Here is a 21,278-nt window from a genome sequence, read left to right on the forward strand (position 1 = left end):
CCGCGGCTCAGCTCGATCCGGTGGGATCGGTGACCGGATCGAAGTCGTGCGGGGTACGCCCACGCAGGCCGGGAAGCGATCCGGTCTGGCGTTCAATTCGGCGGTGGACCACCGGCTCCGCGCCGCCGATATGGAGCGCACGCAGCGCGACGCTGTTGGCGTCGTCGGCCCAGGTGCGGCGCTGGTTGTGGCGGATATATTCGAGCCAGGTGGCGACGTTGTAGCGTTCGATCCACAGATCGGCCTCGCCCAGGTCGCGCAACAGGCTCCAGTGCCGGGCGCCATCCCTTCGCCGGATACGGCGGCGCTCGCTCATCACGGTGAGGAAGGCAGGGATGTCGGCTTCGCGGATGCGATGCTCGATGGTGATGACGACAGGTCCGCTGCGGGGCTCGACCGGAACGGCGGTGTGCGGCTCCTGCCAGGTATCGCGCGGATCGAGGTTGAGTTCGCTGACGGCGGGCAGGCACCAGATCCAGCCCGCTGCCACCGTCAGTAGCTGCGCGCCCGAAGCGGCGAGCAGTGCCGCCGCGACGCCGTGATGCTCGACGATCAGGCCGAAGAACCAGCTCCCGCTCGCCATCCCGCCGAACGCCGCCATCTGATAGAGCGCGATCGCACGCGCGACGACCCAGCGCGGCGACGCCATCTGGACGCTGACGTTGAAGGTGGAGAGCGCGAGCACCCAGCCTGCCCCGCCAACCGCCAGCGCGATGAGGGTGAGCGGCATCCAGCCCGCCACCGCGATCGTTCCCGCCGCCGCGGCGAGCCCCAGCGCCGCCAGCCGCACCACGCCTTCGGTGGAAAGCTGGCTGCGCAGCCGGCGGCTGGCCACTGCCCCGGCCACCGCGCCAAGCCCGAACCCGCCGAGCAGCACGCCATAGGTCAGCGGTCCGCCGCCGATCAGGTCGCGCGCGATCAGCGGCATCAGCGCGGGCAAGGCGCTCGCCGCAAAGCCGAACAGCGCGGCGCGGAACAGCACGGTGCGGATATTGGGGGAAAGGCCGACATAGCGCAGCCCCGCCGTCATCGCGACGCCGATCCGTTCGCGGGGCAAGGTCCGCGGGGGTAGCGCCGGCTGCCAGCGCGCGAGCACCACGATCAGCCCGACATAGCTGAAGGCGTTGGCAAGGAACGCCGCCGCTGCGCCGGCAATCGCCAGGATCACGCCGCCGATCGCCGGGCCTAGGCTGCGGGCGATGTTGAACCCCATGCTGTTGAACGCCACGGCGCTCGGCAGCATTGCGCGCGGCACCATATCGCCGACCGAGGCCTGCCAGGCCGGACCGTTGATCGCCGTGCCGCAGCCGATCAGGAAGGTGAAGACCAGCAGCAGCCACGGCGTGACCAGCCCGGTCCAGGTCGCCACGGCGAGCAGCGCCGACACCAGCAGCATGAAGCTCTGCGCCGCGAGCATCACGCGGCGCCGATCGAGATTGTCGGCGACTGCACCCGCCCATAGCGACAGCAGCATGATCGGCAGGCTGGTCGATGCCTGGACAAGCGCGACCATGTGCGGCGAAGCGCCGAGGCTGGTCATCATCCACGAGGCGCCGACCGACTGGATCAGTCCGCCGAAGTTCGAGACCAGGCTGGCGGTCCAGACTGCACGGAACAGCGGCAGGCGGAAGGGCGATTCGGGGCTGGTCTCCATCGCCTCCTTCAATGCAGCAATTCGCCGAGCGATCCAGCCGCCCGGCGTCTTATTGCCAGCCGCCGCCGAGCGATTTGTAGAGCGCCGCCGCTGCCGAAGATTGCGCGGCGCGCGCCTGATCGCGCCGGCGCTCGGCCTGGAGCAGCGCCTGGCGCGCGCGCTCGAGCGTCAGCGCATCGTCCTCGCCCTGGCGCCGCCGCTGCTCGGCGAGGTCGAAGCCGGCGCGTTCGCGGGTCGCCGCGGCATCGGCGTCGATCGCGGCGCTGCGCGCGTTGAGGAAGCGATTGATCGCCGCCTCACTGTCCGCCAGCGCGCCGGTCACCGCTTTCTCGTAGCGCGCAGCGGCAGCTTCCGCGCGCGCGTCGGCGCCCCGGATCTGCGCACGGATCGTCCCGCGCGAGAAGATCGGCCAGGAAAAGCTGGGGCCGATCTGGAGACGGCTGCTGTCGCCGGAGAACAGGTCCCCCGGCTTGCGCGCCTGCTGCCCGAGGCTGCCGAGCAGGCTGAAGCGCGGGAACAGGTCCGCGGTAGCGACGCCGATATCGGCAGTCGCCGCCGCGAGCTCGCGCTCGGCACGGCGGACGTCGGGGCGGCGTTCGAGCAGTTCGGAGCGCAGCCCGACCAGGATCGCATCGGGGCTTGCCGGGATCGCCGCGGGGGTGAGCAGCCCGGGCACGACCTGCTCGGGCGGCACGCCGATCAGTGCGGCGATCCGGTACGCCGCCGCCGCTGCCTGCGCTCGCGCGCCCGGCACTGCGCTGGCGCTGGCGCGCGCGGCGGCGTCGGCGCGTTCGAACTCGAGCTGCGAGGCTTCGCCGGCGTTGAGGCGCAGCCGGGTCAGCCGCGCGAGATCGGCGTCCGATTGCGCGAGCGCTTGCGCCGTCACAATATCGGCCTGGGCGCCGCGCAGGTCGATATAGCTGCGCACCAGCTCGCCGATCAGCGTGAGCATCCCGTCGCCGCGGCCGTAGCTCGCCGCCTCCAGCCGCGCCTCCGCCGCCTCGCGCTGGCGCCGGTTGCGGCCCCAAAGGTCCAGTTCCCAGCTTGCGTCGAAGCCGAGATCGTAGAGCGGGAAGTCGCGCTTGAACCCCGGGATATTGCCGATCGGCAGCTGGCCGTTCTCGCTCAACACATTCTGCGTCGCGCTGCCCTTGGCCTCGACACTGGGCAGCGCCCCGCCGGCCGCGGCATCGCGATTGGCTCGCGCCTCGGCGACCCGCGCCTCCGCCTCGCGCAGATCGGGGCTGCTCGCGCTCGCCTGTTTGACCAGCGCGGAGAGCTGAGGATCGCCGAACCGCTCCCACCAGGCGAGGTCGACGGGGCCCGGCGTCCCCGCCTCGATCCAGTCGGGCGCGGGCTTGACCGTATCGGGCTTGTGATAGTTCGGGCCGACGGTGCAGCCCGCGAGCAGGCCGAGTGCGGCAAAGGCGAGGATGCGCATGGTCACTCCATCCGGGCACGAAACAGCCAGGCCGATGCCGAAAGCGTCGCGCAGGCGATCAGCACGAGCGGCCAGAGCTGGTGGAAGACGGCGCCCGCGGGCATCGCCTTGAGGAACAGGCCCTGCACGATCACCAGGAAATAGCGCGCGGGGTCGAGATAGGTCACCACCTGCAGCCAGCCCGGCATGTTGTCGATCGGGCTGGCATAGCCCGAGAGCAGGATCAGCGGCGTCGTCACCAGGAACACGCCGAGAAACGCCTGCTGCTGGGTCTGCGATGCCGAGGAGACCAGCATCCCCAGCCCGATCAGCGCGAGCAGGTACGTCGCCAGCGACAGGAAGAAGAGCAGGTACGACCCGGTGAACGGCACTCCGAAAATGAGGGGCGCCACCACCAGATAGACGCTGCCGTTGATCATCCCGATGAGGAACGGCGGCACCATCTTGCCGATCAATATCTCGTGGACCCGGAGCGGCGAGACCATCAGCTGATCGAACGTCCCCAGCTCGCGCTCGCGCGCCACGCTCTGCGAGGTGATCGCCAGCCCCGCCACCGACGTGATGATCGCCACCAGCGACGGCAGCGTGAACCAGATGAAGTCGAGCGAGGGATTGTACCAGTTGGTGACCACGCTGCCCTGCGGCGCGTCGCGGCTCTGCGCGAGATCCGCCCCGATGCTGCCGGCGATCTGCGTGAGATAGCCCGCGACGATCTGCGCCGCGTTCGACCGGCGGCCGTCGAGGATCAGGCCCACCGTCGCCGGCCGGTGCGCCGCCAGCTTGCGATCGAAATCCTCGTCGATGACGATCGCCGCGATCACCTTCTGGTTGTCGACCGCCGCGCGCATTTCCGCCGCGCTGGTGAACACCACGATCCTGCGGAAATTGGGGCTCCCCGCGATGCGCTGGACGAACTCGGTCGAATGCACGCCGCTGCTCCGGTCGAGCAGCCCGACATCGACATTCTTGACGTCGAGCGTCGTCGCGAAGGTGAAGATGAACAGCTGCATCAGCGGCGGCACGAACAGCACGATCCGCGACTTGGGGTCGCGCAGCACCGCCCACAGCTCCTTGACGATCATCGCGAGCAAGCGCCGCATCAGTCGAGGCTCCGTCGCGTGACGCGGAACGACAACAGGAAGAAAAGCGCGCCGAACCCCAGCATGATCCCGATATTGGGCAGGATCAGCGCCCATTGGTCGCCCGCGAGGAACACCGATTCCAGGCTGGGGATCAGATAGCGCGCCGGCACCAGATAGGTCAGCGCCTGGATCGGCCAGGGCATCGATCCGATCTCGTAGATGAAGCCCGAGAGCAGGAAGGTCGGCAGGAACGCCGAGAGCAAGGCGATCTGGCTCGCGACGAACTGGTTCTTGGTCGCTGCCGAGATGAACAGCCCCAGCCCCAGCGCCGGCATCAGGAACGCCGAGGAGATCGCGAACAGCGTCAGCACCGATCCGCGGAACGGTACCCCGAATATCCACACGCCGATCACTGCGCACAGCGCCATCGATGCCTGAGCGAGGAAGAAATACGGAATCACCTTGCTCGCGATGAACTCGGCCATGGTGATCGGCGTGGCCATCATCGCCTCCATCGTGCCCCGCTCCCATTCGCGCGCGATGACCAGCGCGGTGAGCAAGGTGCCGACCATCGTCATCACATTGGCGATCGATCCGGGGACGAGGAAGTTGCGGCTCTTGAGCTCGGGATTGTACCAATAGCGCGCCGAAATCGACACCGGCGCCGCGGCGGCCTGCGGATTGCGCTCGAGCCCCTCGGCCTGGGCCCAGGCGGCACGCACGCCTTCGCCATAGGCTGCGACGAAATTGGCGGTGTTGGGCTGCGATCCGTCGGCGATGATCTGGATCGCCGGCGCGCGGCCCTTCTTCACCCCGTCGCCGAAATCAGCCGGGATCACGATGATCGCGCGCAGCCGCCCGTCGACCAGCCCGTCACGCACCTCGCGCACTGTCCGCGCGGTGCGCACCTGGAAATATCGCGAACTGCGATAGGCTTCCGCCAGCCGCAGCGCGGGCCCGCTCGAATCCTGGACCACCACGGCAATCCGCGTCCGGCTGGTATCGAGCGACACTGCGTAGCCGAACAGGAACAGCAGGAGCATCGGCAGCACGAAGGCGATCAGGAAGGTCGACGGATCGCGCAGGATCTGCGCCAATTCCTTGCGTACCAGCGCGGCGACGCGGCGGGGCGAGAAGCCGGTCATGATACGCTCCCCTCCCTGCAAGGGAGGGGTTGGGGGTGGGTGCGCGGCGCAAGCCGCGCTCCGGCCGCTGAAGCGAAACCGAGGCATCGAGCCTCGGCCTCGCTATACCCACCCCTGGCCCCTCCCTTGCAGGGAGGGGAGGCGAACGCGCGCAGGGGCCGATACGGTCTCACGCCGCCTCCTTCCCTTCGCCACGCTTGCGGTCGAATTCCTCGATCAACGCGATGAAGGCGTCCTCCATTGTCGGATCCTCGATCTCGGCCAGCCGCGCCGCCTGCGCCTTCAGGTCATCGGGCGTGCCCGTCGCAATCTGCTCGGCGCGGTAGATCAGCGTCACCCGGTCGCAATATTCGGCCTCGTCCATGAAGTGCGTGGTGACCAGCACGGTCACCCCCTTTTCGACCAGCCCGTTGATATGCGTCCAGAATTCGCGCCGGGTAACCGGATCGACGCCCGATGTCGGCTCGTCGAGGAAGAGGACGGGCGGCTCGTGCATCACCGCGCAGGCGAGCGCGAGCCGCTGCTTGAAGCCGAGCGGCAGCGTCCCCGAATTGACGTCGAGCTTGTCCTTCAGCTCGAAGATGTCGGCCATCGCCGCGATCGCCTCGCGCGCCTTGGCGCGATCGAGATCATAGGCGCCGGCGAAGAAATCGAGATTCTGCCGCACGCTCAGATCGCCATAGAGCGAGAATTTCTGCGCCATATAGCCGAGCGACGCCCGCGCATCCGCCCGCGACGACCGCAGCGACTTGCCCGCCACGGCGCCGGTGCCGGAAGTCGGCGTCAGCAGTCCGCACAACATCTTGAACGTCGTAGATTTGCCCGCGCCATTCGGCCCGAGCAGCCCGAAGATCTGCCCGCGCGGAATCGCGAAATTCATGTCCTTGGCCGCGATGAAGTCGCCGAAGCGCTTGGTCAGCCCCTTGGCCTCGATCGCGCACTCGTCGTTCGGCGGGATGTCGCGATAGCGTGCGGCAAGCGCACTGGTCCCCTTGGGGCCGCCGCCCAGCCGCTCGATAAAGCCATCCTCGAAACGCGGCTCGGCGCGCGAAACTTCGGTCTTGCCGCCCGCGTCGAATGCCGCAGCGTCGGGCACCTCTACCCCGTCCTTGAGCAGCAGCCGCACCGATCGCCCCTGGATCGTCCCATCGATCACGTCGTCGCGGTCGAGCGCGCGGGTCAGGAAATGCCGCCGCCGCTCCTCGAACCCGGTCACCCGGATCACCCGGTCGGCCACGCCCCGGGTCAATTCCCGCGGCGGCCCGTCGAACAGCATTTTGCCCTCGTTGAGCAGATAGACCGTGTCGCACTTCTCGGCCTCGTCGAGATAAGCGGTCGACCACAGCACCCCGATCCCGTCGGATTTGAGATCGCCGACCATCGCCCACAATTCGCGCCGCGAGATCGGATCGACGCCCACCCCCGGCTCGTCGAGCAGCAGCAGCTTGGGGGTCTTGACCAGCGCGCAGGCCAGGCCGAGCTTCTGCTTCATGCCCCCCGAAAGCTTGCCGGCCAGCCGATCCTGGAAGCGCTTGAGATCGGTGAATTCCAGCAGCTTGTCGAAGCTCGCCTGCTGCGCGTCCCGCGCCAGCCCGCGGACATCGGCATAGAGCCGCAGATTCTCGATGACGGTCAGGTCTTCATAAAGCCCGAAGCGCTGCGGCATGTACCCGAGGTCGTCGAGCCGGTCGCCCGGCTTGCCGCCGAGCACTTCGATGCGCCCCTCGCTCGGCGCCATCAGCCCGGCGAGGATACGGATCAGCGTCGTCTTACCCGCGCCGTCCGGGCCGACCAGCCCGGTTACCGTTCCTGCGGCCACCGTGATCGACACGCCATCGAGCGCCGGCGCGTCGCCGAACCGCTTGATCAGCCCCTGCGTGGAAGCGAGCGCTGTCACAAGCCACCGCCCACGAGATTCCCCTCCCTGCAAGGGAGCGGAGAAGCATTATTGCGATTGGTTCGCACAACGAAATGCAAACCGCTCGCAACAAGGCGGTCCCCATCCATCAGTCCTTGGCCTTCGCCCGCGCACCTGGCACCGCCACTGTCACCGGCTGCCCCTGCCGCAGGCCGTCATCAGGATCGTCGACGATCACGCGCAACTGATAGACGAGGTCGGTGCGCAGATTCTCGGTCTCGACCGTCTTGGGCGTGAACTCCGCGCGCGGCGCGATATAGCCGATCGTCCCGTGATATTGTTTGGCATTGCCGTCGGCAGTCACCACCACCTGCATCCCCGGGCTGATCCTGCTGAGGTCGGGCTCCGCGACATAGGCACGGATGCGCATCGGCCGGTCGATCGCCAGCGTCAGCACGGTTTCGCCGGGCTGGACGATCGCGCCGGGCTCGCGCGCCCGCGTCACCACCACGCCATCGGTCGAGGCCGCCAAGCGCGTGTCGCCAAGATCGGTGCCCGCGCTCTTGCGCGCCGCCTGCGCCGATTGCAGCGCGGCCTGTGCCGCGGCGATATCCTCGCTGCGGCTGCCGGCCTGGAGCAGCGACAGGCCTTGCTGCGCCTCCACCAGCTGGGCACGCGCCTGATCGCGCTGCGCCACCGTCTGCTCCCACACGTCGCGGCTGATCGCGCCCGGAGCAACGAGCGGCTGGCGACGCGCATAGTCACGCTGGGCATCGTCGGCGACCGCGCGCGCCGCAGCAACACGCGCCCGCGCCTGGGCGATGTCCTGCGCGCGGTTGCCGTTGCGCAATTTGGCGAGTTGCGCCTGGGCCTGTGCCACGCGGGCATCGGCCTCGGCGGTGCGGCTGTCGAGCGTCGCGGTGTCGAGCCTGGCGAGCAGGTCGCCGCGCCGCACCCGCGCGCCTTCGTCCACGGCGATGGCATCGATCCGGCCATTCACCCGAAAGCCGAGATCGACTTCGCGAATGTCGACATTGCCGTGGAGCGTCAGCCCCGCATCATGGTGCGGCGCGAACAGTCCGAACCCGCGCGTTACCCCCGCGGCGATCGCCACAACTATCAATATCGCAACGATCGCAATCCGGCGGTTCATCCCACGGTCTCCGAAAGAATGCACAGGGCGTTGGCGCGCAGCCGTGCGCGCAGCAGCGCTGCGGCGGGCTCGTCGATGGTCTCGATCCCCAGGACGCGCGTGACCGAGGCGCGGCCTGCGCGCAGCACCAGCGCCTGGCCGACCAGCAGCAGCCCGGTGGCGCGCGCATCGGCATCCTCGAGGTCCGGCCGCGCGGTGCGGACCAGCGCGAGCGCCACGTCGACGATTGCGGCCATCGCCCCGGCATAGAGCCGGTCGAACGCCTCGGTGGGGAATTGCTGCTCGCGGATGATGAAGCGCGCCCAGCCCTCGGTCTCGGGGCGCAGCATCATCGCGGCGAAGCTGTCGAGCACGTCCGCCATCGCGATGGCGGCGTCGCGGCGACTGCCCCCCGCGGCACCGCGCGCAGCGGCGAGCGCAGGCGCCTGCAATTCGCGGATCGCTTGCGCGATATGCTCCGCAGCGGCGAGGTAAAGCCCCTGCTTGCCGCCGAAATGATAGGTGATCGAGGACATCGCAGTGCCCGAGGCCCTGGCAATCGCACGCGTGCTCGCGCCTTCGAAGCCGAGGCGTCCGAACTGGTCGATCGCAGCATCGAGAAGGGACGAAGACAGCATGCGCACCCTTGTTCGTTCGATCGAACAACTGCGCCGCCACGATGACGGTGTCAACCCAACAAGTCCGGCCCTCGCCCCTATGCGGGGGAGAGCCGGAAATTCGGGGATCAGAAAGCCGCGGAGACCGAGAAGACGACCTGCGACCCTGCGATCGAGGAACCATCCTTGGTCGACGAGAAATTGGGTAGCAGATACGCCGATTCGCTGCGCGTGATGTTGGTGTCGGTATAGGCGACCCCGAGCGTCAGCGGCCCGACTGCGACATCGGCGCCGACCAGCCAGTCGAGATATTCGCCCGTCGGTGCGACGCTGGTGCCGTTCGGGCCCAGCCCGGGATTGCCGTTCGAATAGCCCAGATGCGCCTTGAGCGTCACCGGCGAGCCGGGGACACCCGAGGAGAGATCGGTCCAGAGATAGAGATTGTCCTCGCTCTGGCCGTTGCTCTCGGGCGTGGCGGAGAAGTTGCCGAGCGCTTCCTGCTTGGGCGCATAAGCGACGCCGGCGAGCGCGCTGACCGGGCCGAGCGACCCGCTCAATTTGACATAGGCCTCGGCGAAATCGGTATCGTCGGCGCCACCGGGATACATGTACCAGGTGAGCCCGACGTCGAGCGCGCTGCCCTCGCCCAGCGCGATTTTGTAGCCGCCATAGAGATCGAGTTCGATATTGGCGCCGCCGAACGTGCCCCATCCGGCAAGGTTCGATCCCCAGGTGCCGGCATAGAGGCCGCTCTTGTGCGCGACGCTGACGCCGCCTTGCACTGCCATCTCCTCATCGGTCTGGGAGACCCCGCGGAAGCGATAGTCCGAGACGATCGCGACGCTGCCCGATACGGTGAAGTCGCCCGGCGGATCGGTGTCCTGCGCCTGCGCGGAGACGGACGAGCACGCGAGAATGGCGGCCGCGGCTGCGGCGATGTGGAACTTCATGAGCTACCCCCTGATGTGGTCTTGCCGAAGTTCCTCCTGCGCCCGGACCGCCGCCACCCTCCCACTGCGCTTCAAGCATGAGGAGCGACGATCGGTCCGGACCCAGTCTTGCTAGCCTATCCTCTCCTTCGGGTGCTTTGCCCGTTCGTAACGAAGTGTTGCTCAGGCCAGTGCAGCGATGCGCCCGCTGGCCCCGTAGAGCTCGACATGCCCACCGCCGGCGCGACGCCGCTGCAGCCAGTCCTTGAGCAGCTCGGCGCAGGTATGGTCGAATGCCGAGACCTTGCTGAGATCGAGCCGCACCGGCGCACCGCCCGGCACCGAATTGAGCGTGTCGCTGAGCTTCGGCAGCGTGACGAAGGTCGCCGCGCCCGAAAGCGCGATCATCCGCTTCTCGCCCTCATCGTGCGAACGGACCTTGAGGCGAAGCTTGCGGACGTGCGGCAGCAGCTCGATCAGCGACAGCGCGATGCCGACGAGCACGCCGGTCAGCAGATCCTCGGCCACGACGAGCACGAGCGTGACCGCCCAGATCGCCGCGGGCAGCAGGCCATAGTCGCGGAACAGATGCTTGGCGTGGCTGAAATTGACCAGCCGCGCGCCGGTGACGACCAGCACTGCGCCGAGCGCCGCCATCGGGATCTCGCGGAGCAGCCAGGGCAGCAACGCGACAAAGGCGAGGATCCACGCACCGTGGAGGATCGCCGAGAGCCGCGTCACGGCGCCCGCCTGGACGTTTGCCGAGCTGCGCACGATCACCCCGGTCATCGGCAGCGCACCGGCCAGGCCGCAGAGGAAGTTGCCGATGCCCTGTGCGCGCAGTTCCTTGTTGTAGTTGGTGCGCACGCCGTCGTGCATGCGATCGACTGCCGCCGCCGAGAGCAGGGTCTCGGCGCTTGCGATGAACGCGATCGCCAAGGCCGCGGTGATGATCGCCGGATTGAGCCATTTGGCGAACATCTCGGTGCCGGGCAGCGTGATCGCAGCAGCGATGTTTGCCGGCACTTCGACGCGGGTGACGTCGAGCCCGAGCGAGAACGCCACCAGCGTCGCCGCGACGACGCCGACCAGCGCGCCGGGGACGAGCCGCAGCGCCGCCGGGCGGAGCTTTTCCCAGCCGATCATCGCCGCGATGGTCAGCAGGCCGAGCAGCAGCGCGATCTCCGCCGCGGCGAGATTGGGCGACAGGCCGAGCAGCCGGCCCGGCATCGCCGCGAGGTTCTCGAGCCCGCTCGACATCGGTTTGGCGTCGAACAGCACGTGGAACTGACCGATCACGATCAGCACGCCGATGCCGGCAAGCATGCCGTGCACCACGGCGGGCGAAATCGCGCGGAACCAGCCGCCGAGCTTGAAGATGCCCGCGACGACCTGGATCAGACCGGCAAGCACGAGGATCGGGCCCAGTGCCGACAGGCCCTGATCGCGGACGAGTTCGAAGACGATGACGGCGAGGCCCGCCGCCGGACCGCTCACCTGGAGCGGCGATCCGGCGAGCGCGCCGACCACGATGCCGCCGATGATCCCGGTGATCAGGCCCTTTTCAGGCGGCACGCCCGACGCGATCGCGATGCCCATGCACAAGGGCATCGCGACGAGGAAGACGACGATGGAGGCGGTGAGATCGCGGACGACAGTTCCGTTTGCAGCGGAGCGTGTCATTCGGCCGCCTCCTGGTAATAATCGAGGTCCGAGGCCAGCCGCTGCGCCGCGGGCAGCGCCACGGGAAGCGGCTTGTCTTCGCGGATCGGCATGAAGCGACCGCTCTCGCCATCGAGGCCGAGCACCTGCCCTGCGCCGATGTCGACGAACCAGCCGTGCAGCGCGATCTCGCCGCGCGCGATGCCCGCCGCGACCGAGGGATGCGTGCGCAGATGGGCGAGCTGGACGACGACATTCTCGAGCGCGACGGTGCGGACGCGTGCGCCGTCGTCGAGCTCGGGATAGCTCTGGTCGACGACCTGCCGCGCGGCGATGCCGTGGCGCAGCCAGGCGACGACGTTGGGCATCGCCTCAAGCTTTGCGGGATCGCCGGCAAGGCCCTTCATCGCGCCGCAATCCGAATGGCCGCAGACGATGATGTCGCGGATACCGAGCACCATCACGGCATATTCAACCGTCGAGGTGACGCCGCCGTTGGCATTGGAAAAGGGCGGGACGATGTTGCCTGCGTTGCGGCAGACGAACAGGTCGCCCGGCGCCGCCTGCATGATGTGTTCGGGGACCACCCGCGAATCGGCGCACGAGATCATCAGCGCCTTGGGGCTCTGCCCGTCCGCCGCGAGTTTCGAATAGAGCGCGCTCTGGCCCGGGAAGACTTGCTTCTCAAAGTCGAGCACGCGGCCGATGAGTTCGTTCACTGGAACCTCCTATACGCGCACGCCAAGGGTGGCGCGCATCCTGCGGGAGATACGGAACGGGTTTTGCTGCAGCGCAGCTTTACTGTAAGCTTTTGTTGCTCCGCAGCGCGATCTCGGCGCTGAGCCCGCCTTCGGGCCGGTTGCGCAGGCGGAAGGTGCCGCCCTCTTCCTCGATGGCGCGCGCGACGATTGCCAGCCCGAGCCCGAGCCCCACCGTGTCGCGCGAGCGTGCGCGATCGAGCCGCACGAAGGGCTGGAGCACGCTTTCTATCTGCGCCTCGGGAATGCCGGGCCCGTCATCCTCGACCAGGATCACCACCCGTCCCTCTTCCTCGCGCACCCGCAGCCAGACGCGCGCGGCATGGTGGAGCGCGTTCTCGACCAGATTGACCAGCGCGCGCTTGAGCGCGATCCGGCGCACGATCAGCTCCAGATGATCGGGCCCGACATACTCGGCGCGCAGGCCGCGGTCGCTCGCGTCGTCGGCCAGCGTCGCGCAGAGCACCGCGACATCGACCGGCGCCGGCGACTCGGTCTCGCCCTCGCCACCCAGATACGCCAGCAGCGAGCCGATCATCGCCTCCATCTCGCCGATATCGGCCTGGATCGCGTCATGCACCTGCGGGTCGGTCACGGCATCGGCGCGCAGCCGCAGCCGCGCCAGCGGCGTACGCAGGTCATGCCCCACCGCAGCGAGCGCCTGCGTCCGATCGGCGATCAACCTATGGATACGCGCCTGCATCCGGTTGAACGCCCCGATCACCCGGCGTACCTCTCCCGGCCCCGCGACCGGCACTTCCTCATGGCTGCCGCTGCCCACCCGTTCGGCCGCGTCGGCCAGCCGCCGCATCGGCAGCAGTGTCTGGCGCACCATAAGCCCGCCGATCAGGATGAGCGCCACCGCCGGCGTCAGCGCAAGCAGCACGCGCTCCAGCGAAAAATCGAGATGATGCAGCGGCTCGCGGGTGCGAAACTGGACCCAGCTGCGATCGGGCAACCGCAGGCTGCCGACGATCACGCCCTCGCGCGTTGGCGGCGTCAATCGCAGCCGCAAATCGGTTTCGGCCAATCCCGGTTCCCAGGTGATCACCTGGTGATGGATCCGATCGAGCGAGGGCGCGAAGCGGAGCGGCGGCGGCAGATCGGCGCTCCAGCGAATCTCGTAGCGCGACGTCGTGAGTTCCTCGGCCAGCGCCGGCCGCGCGCGCGGCGGCTGTTCGGCGAGCAGCTTGTGCGCGATCACCAGATGCTCGGCGAGCCGGCGTCCCTCGTCCTCGCGCACCGAGACCTGGCTCGCGCGCTCGTAGAGCAAGGTGCTCGCGCCAAACTCGACCAGGATCGCGAGCAGCAGGATTGCGAAGATCCGGCCGATCAGGCCCAGCGGCGTGCCGAAGCGCTTCAAGCCGGTGCTCAGTCGCGGGTAACGGGCGCGTTGAGCATATAGCCGACGCCGCGCACGGTAACGATCGGCGCCGAGGCACCCGCCCCGCCCAGCTTGCGCCGCAGCCGGCTGACCAGCACGTCGATGCTGCGGTCCGAACTGTCGCCCAGCCGCGTGCGCGACAATTCGATCAGCCGCTCGCGCGCGATCACGCGACCCGAATGGTCGCACAGTGCCACCAGCAGATCAAACTCGGCGCCGGTCAGGTCGACCACCGCGCCGGTCGGCGAATGCAGCTCGCGGCGGGGAAGGTTGACCGTCCAGCCATCGAAGCGAAGCATGCCCTTGGCGCGCTCGGCCGCTTCCTGCTCGGCGCCGCTGCCGCGGCGAAGCACCGCGCGCACTCGCGCGATCAGCTCGCGCGTGCCGAAGGGCTTGGGCAGATAATCGTCGGCGCCGAGCTCGAGCCCGACAACCCGGTCGGTCTCGCTGCCCTTGGCCGAAATGAAGATGATCGGCACGTTGCTCTTGGTGCGGATCGCGCGACACAGATCGATCCCGCTCGTGCCGGGCAACATGATGTCGAGCAGGATCAGGTCCACCGGCCCCTGGTCGAGCGCCAGCCACATCTCAGGCGCCGACGCCGCGGGGCGCACGGTATAGCCATGCTCCTGGAGCGCGCGCGTGGTCAGCGTGCGCAGGGGCGGGTCGTCTTCGACGAGCACGATCGTGGGCAAGGTCATGGGCGGGTTGTTCAAGAACATCCTCTCGCAGCTAGGTAGCGTCCCGGCGATGGTCAACGCGCGAGCGGCCGATCGCGTGCCGTACGCACCTGCAGCAACACTTTGTTACGCCTGTGCCAAGGACAAGCAAAGCCGCTTCCCTAGCTGGGGGGCTTCCGCTGTCTGGAGGTTCTCTCATGTATCGCATGCTTTTCGCCACGCTGGCGCTCGCCGCGGCCGCAACGCCCGCCGCAGCTTCGCACGACCATGTCTATCGTTCGCACAACACCCCCGCCGCGCTCAAGGCAGGCTGCACCGTTAGCCAGGTCCATGTCCCGTCGGGCAAGGCGATCCATACCCCCGCGGTGATCCGTTGCCCCGCCCCGGTCGAGGCGCTGGGCGGTGCGGAGACCAAGCGCAAGCAGGCCTGATCGCCGCCTCCGATCCGGCGAGGCGCCGCGCGCGCCCTTGCCGGATCGGCGCGCAATCGCTTGCGCCCGGTCGATGGCGGTGCCTATCCTCGCCGTCCCATCCCCTGCCGGACACCGCCATGAAGCTGCTTTGCTCTGTTGCCGCCTGCACGCTCGCGATCCTACCCGCCACTGTTTCCGCTCAGACCACCGATACCGAAGCCCGCGCGCTCGACATCGCCAAGCGCGCGATCGGCTTTCGCAGCGTCCAGGGCCCCGGCAACCAGACCCCGCAGCTTGCCGCATGGCTCAAGGAGCAGCTCGTCGCCGGCGGCTTCGCCGCGAACGAAATTGCCGTCACGCCGGTCGACGACACCGCCTATCTGATCGCGCGCTGGCCGGGCAGCGATCCCAAGGCCAAGCCACTGGTGATCTCCGGGCATATCGACGTGGTCGAGGCCAAACCCGCCGATTGGGAACGCGATCCGTTCACCGCGGTGGTCGAGAACGGCTATCTCTACGGCCGCGGCGCCACCGACATGAAGCTCGATGCGGCGATCGCGATGGCGACGCTGATCGAGCTGAAGAAGCAGGGCTACAAGCCGCGGCGCGACATCATCCTGCAGTTCTCGGGCGACGAGGAAACGACGATGAAGACCTCGGCGATCATCGCCGAGAAGCTCAAGAACGCCGAACTGGTGATCAATATCGACGGCGGCGGCGGCGTGCTCGACGAGAAGACCGGCAAGCCGCTCTACATGACCTGGCAGGGCGCCGAGAAGACCTATGCCGATTTCGAACTGACCGTCACCAATCCCGGCGGACATTCCTCCGAGCCGCGCCCAGTCAATGCGATCGCCGAATTGTCCGACGCGCTGGTCAAGGTGGGCGCCTATCGCTTCCAGCCTGAGCTGAGCGACCTCTCCAAGGCCTATTTCAATGCCGCCGCGCGCTATGAGGACCCTGAGACCGCGGCGGCAATGAAGGCGTTCGCGGCCAATCCGGCCGATGAAAAGGCCGTCGCCGCGCTGCGCGCCAACTATGCCACGATCGGCAAGATCGGCACCACCTGCGTGCCGACGATGGTTTCGGGCGGGCATGCGCTCAATGCCTTGCCCCAACGCGCCACCGCCAACATCAATTGCCGCATCTTCCCTGGGCATAAGCCTGCCGACATCATGGCCGAGCTGGCGAAGGCCGCCGGCGATCCGGCGATCCAGTGGAAGGACGTCAGCGAAGGCTCGGTCGCGACCGACGCCTCGCCGATGCGGCCCGATTTCGTCCGCGCGGTCGAGAAGGCGCTGGGCAAGGCCTATCCCGGCACCCCGGTGTTCCCGAGCATGTCGTCGGGCGCGAGCGATTCGATGTGGTATCGCTCGGTCGGGGTGCCGAGCTACGGCGCCAGCCCGGTGTTCATCAAGGAATCGGACAGCTTCAGCCACGGGCTCAACGAACGCACGCCGATCGCGGCAATCGCCCCGGCGATCGTGTATTACCGGTCGCTGTTCACGGACTTGTCGAAATAGCCCTGCAGGCCCGGCTGCTTCTCTCGTCACCCCGGCCTTGAGCCGGGGTCCCGCTGTCTTCAGGCCGGACAAAAGAAGCGGGATCCCGACGAGAGTCCGGGATGACGAAGGTATCAATCGCTAGTTTGGGTTCTCAGCCGAGCAACACGGCAATCTGCTGCTCCGCAATCGCGCGCGCCTCGTGCGCATCGAGCAGCTCGGGCGACAGGCACAATTCCAGCCACAGCCCGTCGACCAATGCCGTGATCGCAATCGCGGCGCGGCGCCGTGCCGCCGGCGCCAGCCCGCATGCCGCCAGCAACGCCTCGATCTCGCCGCGATACCCGGCATATTGCGCGTCATGCAGCGCCGCGATCCCGGGCTGGGCGATCACCAGTCCCCAGAACGCCGTCCAGGTCGCGAGCAACGCGCGATCGGCGATCGGCGGCGCGAAGCTTGCGGCGACATAGGCCATCAATCGCGCGCGGGGATCGTCGCCCGCGTCCGCGACCGCCGCATCGAGCGCCGCCGAGACCTGCGCTCCGACATGCGCATAGGTTGCCGCGATCAGTGCATCGACGCCGCCGAAATGGTGCGCGACCAGCCCCGGCGACACGCTCGCTTCCACGGCGATCGCGCGGACCGAGGCGCCGCTTGCCCCGACGCGCGCCAGCACTCGCGCCGTCGCCTCGATCAGCGAGAGGCGGCGGGCATCGGGTTCGGCGCGGGTGAAGGCAGGATTGCGCATCTCCGCAGCCTATTATACGATCGTACAACAAGCAATCGCGGAGCCGGCCATGGCGATCCTCGTCTCTCTATCCAATGCCGATCCGGACGCCGACTGGTCGCTGCCCGGCTGGATCTACACCGATCCTGAATTCCTGAATGTCGAGACGACGCGCATTCTGCGCCCGAGCTGGCAGATCGTCTGCCATGAGAGCGACCTTGCCGAACCCGGCGCGTGGCGCACCCTCTCCTATCTCGGCGAGAATATCGTCGCGGTGCGCGGGCGCGACGGCGTGGTCCGCGCCTTCCACAATGTCTGCCGCCACCGCGCGATGCGGATCGTCGAGGGCGATGCCGGCTGCGCGAAGAAGCTGGTCTGCCCCTATCACGCCTGGGCCTATGAATTGGACGGCAGCCTTTCGGGCGTGCCGATGCGGCGCGATTATCCAGCGCTCGACATGGCGGCGAGCGGGCTGGTGCCGGTCGATCTGTCGATCTGGCGCGGCTTCGTGTTCGTGCGGCTGGAAGATGACGGCGGGCCTTCCGTGGCCGAGATGATGGCACCCTATGAGGCCGAGATCGCCCCCTATCGCTTCGAGGAGATGCGCCGGCTCGGCGAGGTCCGCACCCGCGACCGCGCGGTCAACTGGAAGAATGTCGGCGACAATTATTCGGACAATCTCCACATTCCGGTAGCGCATGACGGGCTTACCCGGCTGTTCGGCAAGAGCTATGCGATCGAGGCATCGGGCTGGGTCGACAAGATGTCGGGCTATCTCGTCGACCGCGTCTCGGCCAATCCGTGGGAAGCGTTCTACCAGCGGCATCTGCCGCGCGTCGATCATCTGCCCGAGGCCAATCAGCGGCTATGGCTCTACTACAAGCTCTGGCCGAACATGGCGTTCGACATCTATGCCGACCAGATCGACTTCATGCAGTGGCTGCCGACATCGCCGACGACGTGCGTTCTGCGCGAGATGACCTTCGCGCTGCCCGATGACCGCCGCGAGATGAAACTGGTCCGCTACGCCAACTGGCGGATCAATCGCGTGGTCAATGCCGAGGACACCTGGCTGATCGAGCGGGTTCAGCAAGGCATGGCCTCGTCGAGCTACACGGCAGGGCCGATCGGCGCGAGCGAGGTGTGCCTGCGCAGCTTCGCCGCCAAGGTCCGCGCGATCATCCCCGAGGCCCGGCAGCACCGCGCGCCGGCACCGGGCTGGTCGCGGCGGCCGCACACCGTCTGAATTCGGGGATAGCCATGAAGCAATACGACGCGATCGTCATCGGCGGTGGGCATAACGGCCTGGTCTGTGCCTTCTATCTGGCGCGTGCGGGGATGAAGGTCCGCGTGCTCGAGCGGCGCGACATCGTCGGCGGCGCGGCGGTGACCGAGGAGTTTCACCCCGGCTTCCGCAACTCGACGGCGAGCTACACCGTCAGCCTGCTCCGCCCGAAGGTGATCAAGGACATGAAGCTGCACGAACGCGGCTGGCGGGTCCTCGAGCGGACGATCAGCAATTTCTTCCCGCACGACGCCGGCTATCTCAAGCTTGGCGGCGGGCAGGCGCGCACCCAGGCCGAGTTCGCGCGGTTCAGCCCGAAGGATGCCGAGACCTTTCCCCGTTACGAGGCCGCGCTCGAGCGCGTCGCCGAAGTACTGCGCGACATGGCGCTCAAGACCCCGCCCAATGCCGGCGGCGGGGTGCGCGCGCTGCTCGCCGCGGCGATGCAGGGGAAGCGGCTCGCCGGCATGGACATCGAGGCGCAGCGCGACGTGATGGACCTGTTCGTCAAGTCGGCGCGCGATTTCCTCGGGAGCTGGTACGAGAATCCGTATATCCAGGCTGCGTTCGGCTTCGATGCGGTGGTCGGCAACTATGCCAGCCCGGACACGCCGGGCAGCGCCTATGTGCTGCTCCACCACGTCTTTGGCGAGGTAAACGGCAAGAAAGGGACTTGGGGCCACAGCGTCGGCGGGATGGGCGCGATCACCCAATATATGGCCGAGGCGTGCACCGAGGCGGGCGTAGAGATCAGCCTGGAGGCGCCGGTCGCGCGCGTGCTGGTCGATGGCAAGAAGGTCGCCGGAGTGCGCCTGGAATCGGGCGAGGAGATCGCGGCCAAGATTGTCGCGGCCAATGTCGGCCCGGCCCTGCTCTACCGCCAGCTCGTCGAGCGCAGCGACATGACCCCCGAATTCGCCCGGCGGATAGACAATTTCAAGGCGGGATCGGGCACCTTCCGGATGAACCTGGCGCTCTCCGAGCTTCCGGATTTCAGCGTGCTGCCGGGCAAGGACAAGGCCGAGCACCATACCGCCGGGATCATCATCGCGCCGAAGCTCGACTATATGGATGAGGCCTTCACCACCGCGAAGGCCAAGGGCTGGTCCGACGCGCCGATCGTTGAGATGAAGCTGCCCACCGCGGTGGACGACAGCCTTGCCCCGCCGGGCATGCACATCGCCAGCCTGTTCTGCCAGCAATTCGCTCCCGTACTGCCCGACGGTCGCAGCTGGGACGACGAGCGCGAGGCGGCGGCGGACCACATCGTCGATACGGTCACCAGGTATGCGCCGAACTTCAAGGCATCGATCCTCGCGCGCCAGGTCCACAGCCCGCTCGATCTCGAGCGCAAGTTCGGGCTGATCGGTGGCGACATCATGCACGGCCATATGTCGCTCGACCAGCTCTGGGCGGCGCGGCCGGTGCTCGGGCATGGCGATTATCGCGCGCCAATCGCGGGGCTCTATATGTGCGGCGCCGGCACCCATCCGGGCGGCGGCGTCACCGGCGCGCCGGGGCACAACGCCGCGCACGAGATATTGCGCGATCGCTCGCTGGTCAGGCGGTTGCTGCCGATCTGAGGCGTGTTCGCCGCACCCACAGGAACACCGGCAGGCCGAGCGCGAGCAGGCCGAGGCCCCAAAGGTTCGCGCGCAGGCCGAGACCGTAGATCATCCACAAGACGAAGCCGGCGGCAACCGTGGCGGCAAAGGGCACCGCGACATCGCGGCCGAGAAGCTTGAGCGCCGCCAGCGCGCTGACGAAATAGGCGAGCATGCCCGCGGCAAGGCTGATCGTCGCGATGTCGGCGAACAATGCGCCGGTCGACCCGGTATAGTTGAGTGCCATCACGATCGTGACCAGCACACCCGACACGAGATGCGCGCGCGCCGGAGTGCCGTGGCGGCTTTCCTTGCCGAACCAGGCGGGAAAGACGCCGCCGCGCGCCATCGCCCAGGGCATCTCGCCCTGGAGCAGGACGAAGCCGTTGAGCGTGCCGAGCGCGCTGATCGCGGCGAACACCGCGACGATCTGTGCCGCGCCGCTGCCCCACCACCCGCCTAGAAACGCCGCGAGCGGGGAATGCGACGCCGCGACCTGATCGGCGGGCATCATCAGGGTGATCCCGCCGGCGACGAGGACATAGACTGCGCCGGTGACCGCAGTGCCGAGCAGCGTGACGAGCGGCACGATCCGCGCCGCATCGCGCACCTTGTCGGCAGGCACCGTCGCCGATTCGACGCCGAGAAATCCCCAGAAGGTGAGCGCCACCGCACCGGCAACGGCTCCCGCCCCGATCGGCACCGGCGGATTGTCGACGATTGCCGCACCACCACGCTGCAGCACCAGCCAGACGACGAGGAGGACCACTGCGATCAGCGGGGCAAGCTTGATCACCGCGGTGACCAGCTGGATGCGCCCGGCGAGCGCGACGCCGCGGATGTTGACCGCCACAAGCCCCCAGATCAGCGCGAGCGCGGTCAGCATCGCAGGCGTGCCGCCAGCGAGCGCCGGGAACGGCACGCTGAGCGCGCTGACCACCGCGATCGCCACTGCGCCATTCCCTGCCCAGACCAGGATCCAATAGCTCCACGCCACCGCGAACCCCACCACCGGCCCGAACGCGCGGTCGGCAAAGGCATAGGGGCCGCCCGCACACGGGATCACCGCCGCCAGCCGCGCGAACACGAAGGCCAGTGCCATCGCCCCCAGGATGGTCACGCCCCAGCCGATCAATGCATTGGCGCCCAGCGGGGCGAGCGTGGCGGGCAGCAGATAGATGCCCGATCCGATCATGTTTCCGACGACCAGCGCCAGCGCCGGCCAGAAGCCGAGGGCGCGTCGCTCGGAGACGCGGCGATCGCTCATGCGGCGCTTGCCGGTGCGCCGGCCGGTCGGATCAGCAGTTGCCGCCGCCTTCCGGGCAACGGTCCGTAACCGACGCGGGAAGTCCGAAGAAGAGTGCGAACAGTGACGCCAATTCGTCCATGATCAAGGCTCCGCGTG

Annotated in this window: 18 protein-coding genes; 4 read left to right on the forward strand and 14 right to left on the reverse strand. The window is 68.0% G+C overall.

What is annotated here, in order from left to right; all coding sequences use genetic code 11:
• Positions 1-7: 7 nt before the first annotated feature.
• The 12 genes from AB2M62_RS10740 to AB2M62_RS10795 all read right to left on the reverse strand — a co-directional run bounded on the left by AB2M62_RS10740 (position 8) and on the right by AB2M62_RS10795 (position 14,363).
• The gene (locus AB2M62_RS10740; RefSeq protein ID WP_404333608.1) at positions 8-1,654 is read right to left on the reverse strand and encodes an MFS transporter; all 1,647 of its coding nucleotides are present in this window, start codon (positions 1,652-1,654) and stop codon (positions 8-10) included.
• A gap of 49 nt (positions 1,655-1,703) precedes the next feature.
• The gene (locus tag AB2M62_RS10745; RefSeq protein ID WP_404333610.1) at positions 1,704-3,095 is read right to left on the reverse strand and encodes an efflux transporter outer membrane subunit; all 1,392 of its coding nucleotides are present in this window, start codon (positions 3,093-3,095) and stop codon (positions 1,704-1,706) included.
• Between the two features lie 2 nt (positions 3,096-3,097).
• Positions 3,098-4,195, reverse strand: coding sequence for an ABC transporter permease (locus tag AB2M62_RS10750; RefSeq protein WP_404333612.1), 1,098 nt, complete (start codon positions 4,193-4,195; stop codon positions 3,098-3,100).
• Positions 4,195-5,322 carry an ABC transporter permease gene (locus tag AB2M62_RS10755; RefSeq protein WP_404333613.1) on the reverse strand — a complete coding sequence of 376 codons (1,128 nt, stop codon included), beginning with the start codon at positions 5,320-5,322 and terminating at the stop codon, positions 4,195-4,197. The genes AB2M62_RS10750 and AB2M62_RS10755 overlap by 1 nt, the downstream gene beginning before the upstream one ends.
• A 169-nt stretch (positions 5,323-5,491) precedes the next feature.
• The gene (locus AB2M62_RS10760; RefSeq protein WP_404333615.1) at positions 5,492-7,219 is read right to left on the reverse strand and encodes an ATP-binding cassette domain-containing protein; all 1,728 of its coding nucleotides are present in this window, start codon (positions 7,217-7,219) and stop codon (positions 5,492-5,494) included.
• A 109-nt stretch (positions 7,220-7,328) separates the two neighbouring features.
• Positions 7,329-8,333, reverse strand: coding sequence for a secretion protein HlyD (gene hlyD, locus AB2M62_RS10765; protein WP_404333617.1), 1,005 nt, complete (start codon positions 8,331-8,333; stop codon positions 7,329-7,331).
• The gene (locus AB2M62_RS10770; RefSeq protein ID WP_404333619.1) at positions 8,330-8,950 is read right to left on the reverse strand and encodes a CerR family C-terminal domain-containing protein; all 621 of its coding nucleotides are present in this window, start codon (positions 8,948-8,950) and stop codon (positions 8,330-8,332) included. Before AB2M62_RS10770 ends, hlyD begins: the two co-directional genes overlap by 4 nt.
• A 107-nt stretch (positions 8,951-9,057) precedes the next feature.
• Positions 9,058-9,879: a TorF family putative porin gene (locus AB2M62_RS10775; RefSeq protein WP_404333621.1), complete on the reverse strand. Its 822-nt coding sequence runs from the start codon at positions 9,877-9,879 to the stop codon at positions 9,058-9,060.
• A 162-nt stretch (positions 9,880-10,041) separates the two neighbouring features.
• A complete protein-coding gene (locus AB2M62_RS10780; protein ID WP_404333623.1) occupies positions 10,042-11,541 on the reverse strand; it encodes a SulP family inorganic anion transporter in 1,500 nt (499 codons plus the stop codon).
• A complete protein-coding gene (locus AB2M62_RS10785) occupies positions 11,538-12,239 on the reverse strand; it encodes a carbonic anhydrase (RefSeq protein ID WP_404333625.1) in 702 nt (233 codons plus the stop codon). Before AB2M62_RS10785 ends, AB2M62_RS10780 begins: the two co-directional genes overlap by 4 nt.
• 79 nt (positions 12,240-12,318) lie before the next feature.
• A complete protein-coding gene (locus tag AB2M62_RS10790; protein ID WP_404333627.1) occupies positions 12,319-13,641 on the reverse strand; it encodes an ATP-binding protein in 1,323 nt (440 codons plus the stop codon).
• Positions 13,642-13,649: 8 nt separating this feature from the next.
• Positions 13,650-14,363, reverse strand: a complete 714-nt coding sequence (locus tag AB2M62_RS10795) for a response regulator transcription factor (protein WP_404339904.1) — start codon at positions 14,361-14,363, stop codon at positions 13,650-13,652.
• Between the two features lie 176 nt (positions 14,364-14,539).
• On the opposite strand from AB2M62_RS10795, the gene AB2M62_RS10800 reads away from it, so the two are divergent.
• Both AB2M62_RS10800 and AB2M62_RS10805 read left to right on the forward strand, forming a co-directional pair.
• The gene (locus tag AB2M62_RS10800) at positions 14,540-14,773 is read left to right on the forward strand and encodes a hypothetical protein (RefSeq protein ID WP_404333629.1); all 234 of its coding nucleotides are present in this window, start codon (positions 14,540-14,542) and stop codon (positions 14,771-14,773) included.
• Positions 14,774-14,892: 119 nt separating this feature from the next.
• Positions 14,893-16,278, forward strand: coding sequence for a M20/M25/M40 family metallo-hydrolase (locus tag AB2M62_RS10805; RefSeq protein ID WP_404333631.1), 1,386 nt, complete (start codon positions 14,893-14,895; stop codon positions 16,276-16,278).
• 133 nt (positions 16,279-16,411) lie between these two features.
• Here AB2M62_RS10805 and AB2M62_RS10810 read toward each other — a convergent pair whose 3' ends face one another.
• On the reverse strand, positions 16,412-17,005 hold the full coding sequence (locus tag AB2M62_RS10810; RefSeq protein ID WP_404333633.1) for a TetR family transcriptional regulator C-terminal domain-containing protein: 594 nt from the start codon (positions 17,003-17,005) through the stop codon (positions 16,412-16,414).
• Positions 17,006-17,054: 49 nt separating this feature from the next.
• On the opposite strand from AB2M62_RS10810, the gene AB2M62_RS10815 reads away from it, so the two are divergent.
• Together AB2M62_RS10815 and AB2M62_RS10820 are read left to right on the forward strand one after the other, a co-directional pair.
• Entirely contained in the window at positions 17,055-18,230 is a 1,176-nt protein-coding gene (locus tag AB2M62_RS10815; RefSeq protein ID WP_404333635.1) for an aromatic ring-hydroxylating dioxygenase subunit alpha, read from the forward strand.
• 14 nt (positions 18,231-18,244) lie between these two features.
• Positions 18,245-19,852 (forward strand): phytoene desaturase family protein, encoded by a 1,608-nt coding sequence (locus AB2M62_RS10820; RefSeq protein WP_404333637.1) that lies wholly within the window; start codon positions 18,245-18,247, stop codon positions 19,850-19,852.
• Here the strand turns inward: AB2M62_RS10820 and AB2M62_RS10825 are convergent.
• Positions 19,830-21,140 (reverse strand): amino acid permease, encoded by a 1,311-nt coding sequence (locus tag AB2M62_RS10825; RefSeq protein ID WP_404333639.1) that lies wholly within the window; start codon positions 21,138-21,140, stop codon positions 19,830-19,832. The genes AB2M62_RS10820 and AB2M62_RS10825 overlap by 23 nt on opposite strands.
• Between the last annotated feature and the right edge of the window lie 138 nt (positions 21,141-21,278).

Origin of the sequence: Sphingomonas sp. MMS12-HWE2-04, assembly GCF_044881185.1 — a bacterium.
In the GTDB taxonomy this organism is placed as follows: domain Bacteria; phylum Pseudomonadota; class Alphaproteobacteria; order Sphingomonadales; family Sphingomonadaceae; genus Sphingomonas.